The organism is bacterium, from assembly GCA_037143175.1.
Taxonomy (GTDB): Bacteria; Verrucomicrobiota; Kiritimatiellia; order CAIKKV01; family CAITUY01; genus JAABPW01.
Genome location: JBAWZF010000015.1, coordinates 53384 through 62401, shown reverse-complemented (window position 1 = coordinate 62401; position 9018 = coordinate 53384). Strand labels below are relative to the sequence as shown.

Genomic DNA, 9018 nt, shown 5'->3' with positions numbered 1-9018 from the left:
GGGGTGGGCCCGGAGGTAGGTAAGGACTTGGGACGGGGCATCCACCACAAAGATACCGTCTGCCGGTACATGGGAAAGGACTTGCCCGGATAGAGATGCGCCCATTTCACTGACAATAAGTTCGACCTGGGCTTGTTTGAGAAGACGTGTCATTTCACGGGTGACTTGGACGTAATGGGAGGAAATCTGGTCGGGAATCCAGAGTGCCACAATGCCGGTTTTTCCCTCTTTGAGTGCCCTTGCATGGGGATTCGGAAGATAACCCATTTCGATGGCCGTAGCCTGGATGAGCTTGCGCGATTCAGGAGAGACCTGAGGATAGCCAGCGAGTGCAAAGGTGACGAGTTGCCGCGAGATTCCCAATTTGCGTGCAATATCGAGTTGAGTAACCATGATTTCCATATTTAACAGGTGATAACTACTTAGCAAAGAATAATTACAGCAATTCGTATTTTGGCGGCGGGGACGGAAGATAGCGGGTGAGAATTTGGGTTGGGCATAGAACCTTGACAATTCCATAACTACCCAGTCAATATGATTACTCGAGTATAATTCTGTTTGGTACTGTATTTATGAAGCCCATCATCATTGGTATCGTAGGAGGTTCAGGCTCCGGCAAGACAACGCTTGCTCAAGGGCTGGCATTGCTGACGGGGCAATTTGGGTGCCGGGTCATCTCTCAAGATCATTACTATCTGGAGGTGCCACGGGGAATACCGGCGGAAGCCTATAATTTTGACGAGCCAGCCGCATTAGACCTCGATTTATTAGCGCAACATATAGATGCGGTGAAACGTGGACAGGAGATCCATGTGCCCTGTTATGATTTTTTGACGCATTGTCGTAAAGTGCAAACAGAGCCGTTGACTCCGATGCCAGTGTTGATTGTGGAAGGCCTTTTTTTGTATTGTAACGCCGCATTACGCGAGTCTTTAGACCTGCGCTTTTTTGTGGAGGTGCCAGTCGCGGAACGTCTCCGTCGACGAATCGCGCGCGATACGGTGGAGCGAGGACGGAGTGTTGAGGATATTGTCCGCCAATTTGAATATCAGGTTGAACCTATGTATCAACGTCATATTTTGCCGACCCGGCAGTATGCAGATGTCGTGATTAATCTTCCATACCCCGATGACCGTTTGTATTGTGAAGAGGTCGTAGGTATGTGGGGACGGATCGAGCATCTGCTGCGGGCAAGAGGAGTCTCTATAAATTCTGGTTAAGTGGATAATATATTATGATTTCATCATTTTTTGACTTGCAATCAGATTATATCCATTTCCTCACGGGTTTGGCCTTTTTCGTGCTGTCTTCAGTCTGTTTTTGCCTCCGACGAATCCCTACCCCGCTCTTATCGTGGGCGAGCCTGGGGTGGTTTGGGGTCATGTTTGGTGGCTGTCAGTGGATTGAATGTGCCGCGACTAACCTCGGGGCGTTACCGATCCTGAATGCGGTGCATTCCATCTTATTCGCGGGGGCTGTAACATGCCTGCTTTTATTTTCCATGACGGAACTTTTGCCTCGCTGGGTTTCGAAGCCTTGGCTTCGTATAAGCCTGAACATGCTGCCCCTCGTTTTCCTTGTCGTTGTGATTGAAGTAGGCGGGGTGCAAGAATACGAATTGGCGATATTCCTTTTTCTGGCAGCGATCGCAATTTATTGTGCCCGGCGGATGTGGCAGGCAACCCGTTTTGCCCGAGTTTCAAAAAGTGCATTGGGGCTGGCAACTACTAGTATGATCCTGATGGCTTTGGTTTTTCTTCTTGGTGCCCCGAAAGATGATTTCTTTCCTGCCTCCGTTCTCAATCGCGAGCGATTTGCCGCTATTGTTGGTTTTCCCATAACCTATGTTTACATTATTGTGCCGTTGTTATTGGCAGCCTCGTTGTGGCAAGCCTACCAGTATGCTTCGCGAAACACGGCGTCGGGTGTTTTTGTCAGGCGCAAGTCCTGGTTCGGGCTTCAGATGGCGTGTATCATGGTGTCATTGGCTTGCGGGGGCTGGGTAGTAACCCAACAGGCAGGAGAACAAGCCCGGAAAGAATATGGAGCTGAACTGATGGTTCGAGCCATGCTTGTTACCGCTGCTTTGGACGTGGAGCCCTTGAGACATTTTTCAGGCACATTGGACGATTTAAAGTCACCGGAATACAGCCACCTGCGAGATATATTTACTCGAATTCGGACGTCAAGTTCGGATGTGCGCAATATTTATCTGTATGGCCCCAAAGAGGGCAAAAGCATCAACTATGTGTCCTCATCGACTGACTCCAAGGAGGGCTGGAACATTGTTCCTGGAACGGTCTATGCTGATCAGATTGACGAGGAGGATCGGTCGTTTTTTCAATCAGGAGTCCCGTATGTATCAAAACCCTACACGGATCGTTGGGGGACCTGGGTCTCCGCCCTGATTGCCGTGGTATTGAACAAAGACGGCCCTGAGCGTGTCAAGCTTGCACTCGGGCTAGATGTGTCGGCTGCCGACATCGAACGTCGAACAGCTGAGGCTCGTTTTGGGATCATTCAGCAGATTGCAATGTTGTCGGTTATTTTGATTGGTTTTTTCCAGTTTCGGCAAAACTGGTGGGATAGAACACGTCAATTTGAACTCAATCAGGCGGTTGTCCTGGAGTTGTCCCGGCAGGATTTCGCCTCTTTTCCTGCTGCATTGGAGCATGTAGCGCAGACTCTTGCGTCTTCCCTGGATGTGGAATCTGTCAGCGTCTGGAAATATATCGAGGATCGCTCGGCATTTATCTGCGAAGAATCCTATTCCAAATCACGGAATATCCATGAGTGCGGGGCGGCGTTGCTCGTCAGCCGATATCCCGGATATTACCAGGCGCTGAAAGACAAGCCGTTTCTCAGTATTCCTGACATTCGTGTCGATGAGCGGACTCATGGCCTGGCGGAGGATTTGCTCAACGACAAGCGTATTATTTCTTTGCTCCATGCACCTGTTTCGAGAGGCGGGAAAATTCAAGGCATGCTGTGTGTTGAACATGCCGAAACCATCCGAAGCTGGACGAATGAAGAGATTCAACTCATTCTGGCAATCGTGGATATGCTGGCGTTGCTCATTGCGAAAGATGAACGGAAGTCCATGGAATCTCAGAAATATGAAAGCGAGGAGCGATATCGGCGAGTATTTGAGCATTCGCCTGAGGCGATCATGGTGTTGGATGGCAACGACCGGCTGGTTGAACTGAATCGCCGCGCCTTGTCGATGGTCGGGTTCCCTGCCGAGGCTCTGGTGGGTCAGGCGATCTCGGATTGGCCATGTTTTATTCAGGAGAGCCGGTTGCGCGTGAATGAGCAAATGCGATTGATCAAAGAAAGCAAAGACGTGGCTCCTTGCGAACTGGAGTTGTTGACCAGTACAGGCGAACGTCGAGAGGGACTTCTCTATGTCGCACCGTTGCATGGACAGTGGGGGAACCTGATGGGTAACCTGGTGATCATTGCGGATATTACCCAGAATAAGCAAGGGGAAGCTATTCTCAAGGGAACGCTCAAGGAACTGGAGCGACATAACCGACTTATGACGGGACGTGAGACGCGAATTTTGGAGCTAAAGCACGAAGTCAATCAGTTGCAGGTGGAGTTGGGCAGGCCTCCCGCCTACCAGTCGATTTTGGCGAAAGAGTCCTTAGAAGGAAGAAATCCGGTCAGTGATAAACAGGAGAACGCATGAATCATGACCTGTCTCAAGACCTTCAGCCGGGAATGACGTTCCGGGTTGTCAAAACCGGAGATCGATTTGTCTTGCCCTTGTGCCGCGGGCAATTGGTTTCCCGGATGACATCATGTAAAGGGGGAATTGGCGGGCGGTTTGTTGATGATGTCTTTTCCCCGGAGGTGAGCCGAACTTTGGTTGCTTACTTTGAGTCTTCATGGAGTGGGAAGCCCTGCTCGTTCGAGCTGGCCGTGGAAAATGGGAAATTCATCTTCCTTCTCGATATCCTGCCGAGAATACGAAATGGGGTAGTGATTGAATTGATCGGTTCTGCAGTGGATATTACTGAGCGAAAGAAGAAGGATGTTGATGCTGCGGAAAGTGAGCGCCAACTGAAATTTCTTCTGGACAATATTCAGGTCGGGGTGATGGTCATTGATGAAGAAACCCATGTTATCTGCGATGCCAACCCCGCCGCATTGCGAATGATGGGAGCCTCCCGGGAAGAGGTTATAGACAGGCGATGCCAGCAGTTTGTCTGTCCGGCGGAAAGGGGCAAATGTCCGATCAGCGACTTTCACCAGAAGATCGATAACTCGGAGCGGCAATTGGTGCGCAGGGATGGATCCTTGTTGCCGATCTTGAAAACAGTGGGGCCGATTATACACCGGGGCAGGGCCTGTCTGCTGGAAAGTTTTGTAGATATATCGGATCGGAAAAATAATGAGCTGATCCTCAAAAGGGCGAATGAGGACTTAAGCCGTCGGACTCGTGAATTGGAGCATAATCACGTTCAGATGTTGAGCGTGATGGAGGACCTCGAGGCATCGCGACAGCGACTTGAGGCCTCGCACGGTGAATTACAGAAGGCCATTGAACGCTCCAATCAGTTGGCGGTGGCGGCAGAAGCGGCCAATAAAGCCAAGGGCGAATTCCTGGCCAACATCAGCCACGAAATACGAACTCCAATGAATGCTGTGATCGGGCTAACCGGTCTGTTGGCGCAGACTCCCTTGACTGAGGAGCAGGCTGATTACGTCCGGACCATCGGCACCAGCGGCGAAGCCCTTCTCTCCCTGATCAATGAAATTCTTGATTTCTCAAAGATTGAGGCGGGCAAGTTTAAAATCATTCAGGACGATTTTGACCTGATGGATCTGATTGAGGGATCGCTTGATGTTCTGGCTGAGGCAGCAGCGGCGAAGCATGTCGAGATGGTGTCGCATGTCGAAATGGATGTGCCCATGATGTTACGTGGTGATGCCGGGCGGTTACGTCAAGTCATGATTAACCTCTTGTCGAACGCAGTCAAGTTCACGGAGAGGGGTGAGGTCGTTGCGCGAGTCAGGCTGGAGCGACAGGAGGATGACCGGTTCTGGCTGCATTTTGAAGTCCAGGATACTGGCATTGGGATGTCGACTAAGGCTCAGGAGCGACTTTTTGAGGTTTTTTGGCAGGAGGATGGATCTGCTTCTCGCAAGTATGGTGGGACAGGCTTGGGACTTGCCATTTCGCGGCGGCTCATCGAATTAATGGACGGTCACATCGGAGTGCAAAGTGAGGTCGGGAAGGGCTCTTTGTTCTGGTTCCAACTCCCCTTATTGAGAAGCCATGCGTCAAGCCCACGTGTCCGGTCTGATCCAGCCGGTCTGGAAAATCTTTGTTGTGTTGTGATTGATGATAATGCTACCAGCCGGCTCATTTTGGATAAAATCCTGCGATCCTGGGGAATGACCTGTGACTGTTTCGCGACCGTTGAGGAAGGATTACGCGCCATTCGGGGGAAAGCTTCTGCGGGAATCCCCTATGCTTTTTTGTTGAGTGATATGGCTATGCCGGAATTGACGGGACTAGACCTCGTCAGGTCTATTAAGGGTGATCCGGCCTTAGCTTCTCTTCCCGTGGTTGTATTGACCTCTATGGGATTGTCTCCCGAGACCGACGCGGTCAGGGATCTGCCGGGAGTCCGGGTGATGCTCAAGCCGGTCAAGCAATCCCTATTATTAGATTCCATCATGGTTGTTCTGGATGCGGAGGGAAAGAGCCAGATGCCTGCTATCTCCGATAGGCCTGTTGCAGGCAGTCCGGAACCGGTTGAGCAGACGGCTCGGATTCTTCTGGCCGAGGATAATCTGGTGAATCAAAAGGTTGCATTGAAGCAGTTACATAAGCTTGGCTACACTCGGACGGATGCGGTGTGCAATGGCCGGGAAGCCCTCGAGGCGGCGGGGCGACAAGATTATGACATCATATTGATGGACTGTCAGATGCCCGTTATAGACGGGTTTGAAGCGACCGGAAGAATTCGTGAGCTGGAACAACAACGAGGTCGTTCGGGGCGCAGGGTAACGATCATTGCCATGACGGCCAATGCCCTGGATGGGGATCGCGAGAAGTGTCTGGAGGCTGGGATGGATGATTATATCTCGAAGCCCGTGCGTGTTGAGGTCTTGAAACAGGCACTTGAGAGCTGGAAATCGGGGATTAATTCGTTGAAAGGTAGGGGATTGTGATGGCCTCTAATCCGGATGAACTGAACCGTCTTACTATGAAAACTTTTGAGGGAATGATTCCTGGATTGGCTGACCGGTGTCATGTTTTTTTGGTGGATACCTCTGAGTTGGATGATGAACTGGTGTTGCTTTTTCGAGACCATATCAACAATTTAGTTTTATCGATTCATACGGCGGTAACAGGGCGCAGCGAGCCGGATGTCAGGCGTGCGGCCCATTCGCTACTCGGGATGGGCGGGACGATGGGAGTGCCCGCCTTGTCAGTAGTTGCTGAGGAATTGAGTGCGGGGATCAAACGCGGCGATTACTCCCGTTGTTTCGAGTTATCGGAGGGGCTCCGGAACTGGGTGGCTGCATGGAGCGAGGAGGGGATTTCGGAATCATGAATACGAACCTAAAAGACTCGAAACCCGTGGGGGCGATGCCTATCCCTCAGCTCAGTGGGGCGTGCGCGATCGAGGGTATAGGATTGGAGGGGCATGTTCTGGTGATTGATGATGAACTTCCCAACCGAGAGTATTTGCGGAAATTATTGGTCGGGCGAGGGTGCAAGGTGACACTGGCTGAAAGCGGTGAACAGGGCTTGTCCTTGGCCCGTGACAGCGTTCCCGAATTAATACTGGTGGACGTTATGATGCCCGGGATCTCGGGGTACGATGTTTCTCATTCCTTAAAGGAGGATCCCCGAACCCAGGACATTCCTGTGATCATGGTGACAGCCCTGGCCAATATTGCGGACATTGAAAAAGGTTTTGATGCTGGCGCTTTTGATTATATACGGAAGCCGTTTAATCCGCGCGAGTTGATCGCTAGAGTTCGCAACGCTCTGGATTTGAAGCGCAGCCATGATGCCTTGAAACGGTGGAAAGAAAAGATGTCGCGTGAGTTGAGAGTGGCTGGATCCTTGCAACAGAAGCTTCTTTCAACTACCCCGTTAATCACGCTGGATTGCGAGATCCGGATGGCCTACCACCCCAGTATGGCTATCGGAGGTGATGTATTTGACGCCATCAAGTTGCCGAGCGGGCGTGTGTGTGTCTATGTCGGTGATGTATCGGGACATGGGGTGGGCGCAGCCATGGTTGCATCACTGTTGAAGGTGATTATTACTGAGGTGCTTCTTGGATATGGTGATCAGGGGCTGGCGATGGTGCATCGCAAGATTGAGGAACGATTCAGGAGGAATGTAACGAATCAGGAAATCTATGCCTCGCTATTCCTGGCATTATATGATCCTGACACCCGGGTATGGAAGTGCATGAATTGCGGGCATCCTGAGCCTTTGGTTTGGCATGGTCAGGCCTTCGCGGAAGCGCGTCCTCTGTCTGGAGATGGAACTTTCCCCATTGGGTTTGAACTCGACGATTGTGTCGGGGCTGACGCGGCATCTCTTGGCGAAATGACTGTGTCTGCAACTCCAGGGACTTCTTTATTGATCTATACGGACGGCCTTTCTGAAGCTTACCGGGGACAGCGTGATGATGCCTGCGGGGTCGTTGGTGTGAAGTCAGGGCTTATTCGGGCCATTAAAGCTGGCTGCGTGAATCCGCCTGAAGGGTTGATGGAACGGCTTATCCAGGACGGCTATCATTTGGATAAGGACGATTGTACTGCCATTTTTATAAACTGTTTGGATCCTGCTCAGGTGCTATTTGAATCATCCGTCCTGCCTACCAAAAGGGCCATTGCGCAACTTGCTGAGATCAGTGAACAGCGGCTTTTGGAAGCCGGGTGGACAGATTTAGCCGCGGGGGCAGTGAGGTTACTGGTCATGGAGTACGGGGTTAACGTTGTTGAGCATGGGCGAGTTCCTGAAGGGGGGGCAATCATTTTTCAATTACGTCTATACGATTCATTCTGTCGGGTGTTCTTTTTAGACAGTGGGCGGGAGTGGGATATGGATGGCTGGCTTGCCCGAACCGATGTGGCCAGCTCACGGAGTGAACGGGGGCGAGGACGTGAGATCATCATGGCCATTGCCCGTCGGAAAGACCTGTTTCGCCGGTATCATGAAAATTTCGGGGTTTTTGAAGTTGCAAAGGATATCCATCCCGAGTAACAATCCTCAGACAAGAGTAACACCTATGAATGAAAGTATTTACACCGCTCGGGCCGCTCTCTTTAAAGATCTGAATCTGCCGACCTCCCGCTCCAGCATAAGAATGTTGCGTGCACGTCTTATTCTTAAAATAGGCTTTTGGGAATTCGGCTTGAGAAGCGTCTACTCGGTTAAACGGATTATAGATATTTCTCTCTCGGCGATGGCGATTTTGATGCTGATCCCCTTATTTATCGTGGTGGGTGTGGCCATTTGTCTTGAAGACGGCTATCCTGTTTTTTTCGCCCAAAATCGGGTGGGTTTAAATGGCCGGGTGTTCCGTTTTTACAAGTTCAGATCCATGTTTCGTAATGCCGAGCAACTCAAGGATATGTTGATAAAGCAAAATGAATCCCAGGACGGGGTTATTTTTAAGATGAAAAATGATCCCCGGATTACGAAGGTCGGTCGCTTTATCCGACGGTATAGCATCGATGAGATGCCCCAGTTTCTTAATGTTTTGCTTGGGGATCTCTCCATTGTCGGACCGCGCCCCCCAGTACCCAGGGAAGTGGCTCAATATACTCTCGAGGATCGCAAACGGTTACATATTAAGCCGGGGTTGACCTGCTTATGGCAGATTCAGGGGCGTTCGGAGATTCCGTTCAAGGAACAGGTACGGCTTGATTTGCAGTATATTCACAGTCAAAGCATGATTAAGGATCTTGTAATCATGGTGCAAACTGTGCCGGCAGTGTTGCTGGGCCGTGGGGCTTTTTGATATTGGGGACTAT

Annotated in this window: 7 protein-coding genes; 6 read left to right on the top strand and 1 reads right to left on the bottom strand. The window is 50.9% G+C overall.

Translation table 11 applies throughout. From position 1 onward, the window contains the following. Positions 1-393 (bottom strand): hypothetical protein (locus WCI03_07200; protein MEI8139636.1); only part of this gene is annotated, 393 nt, incomplete at its 3' end. A gap of 179 nt (positions 394-572) precedes the next feature. On the opposite strand from WCI03_07200, the gene udk reads away from it, so the two are divergent. From udk to WCI03_07170, 6 genes are read left to right on the top strand one after another with little or no spacing between them, the layout of a single operon-like run. Beyond that, positions 573-1220, top strand: coding sequence for a uridine kinase (gene udk / locus WCI03_07195; GenBank protein ID MEI8139635.1), 648 nt, complete (start codon positions 573-575; stop codon positions 1218-1220). A gap of 14 nt (positions 1221-1234) precedes the next feature. Then, the gene (locus tag WCI03_07190) at positions 1235-3691 is read left to right on the top strand and encodes a PAS domain S-box protein (GenBank protein ID MEI8139634.1); all 2457 of its coding nucleotides are present in this window, start codon (positions 1235-1237) and stop codon (positions 3689-3691) included. Then, on the top strand, positions 3688-6186 hold the full coding sequence (locus WCI03_07185; GenBank protein MEI8139633.1) for a response regulator: 2499 nt from the start codon (positions 3688-3690) through the stop codon (positions 6184-6186). The genes WCI03_07190 and WCI03_07185 overlap by 4 nt, the downstream gene beginning before the upstream one ends. A 35-nt stretch (positions 6187-6221) precedes the next feature. After that, a complete protein-coding gene (locus WCI03_07180; protein ID MEI8139632.1) occupies positions 6222-6572 on the top strand; it encodes an Hpt domain-containing protein in 351 nt (116 codons plus the stop codon). Next, positions 6569-8245: a SpoIIE family protein phosphatase gene (locus WCI03_07175; protein ID MEI8139631.1), complete on the top strand. Its 1677-nt coding sequence runs from the start codon at positions 6569-6571 to the stop codon at positions 8243-8245. Before WCI03_07180 ends, WCI03_07175 begins: the two co-directional genes overlap by 4 nt. Before the next feature lie 25 nt (positions 8246-8270). Next, positions 8271-9005 (top strand): sugar transferase, encoded by a 735-nt coding sequence (locus WCI03_07170; GenBank protein ID MEI8139630.1) that lies wholly within the window; start codon positions 8271-8273, stop codon positions 9003-9005. The last annotated feature ends 13 nt before the right edge of the window (positions 9006-9018 follow it).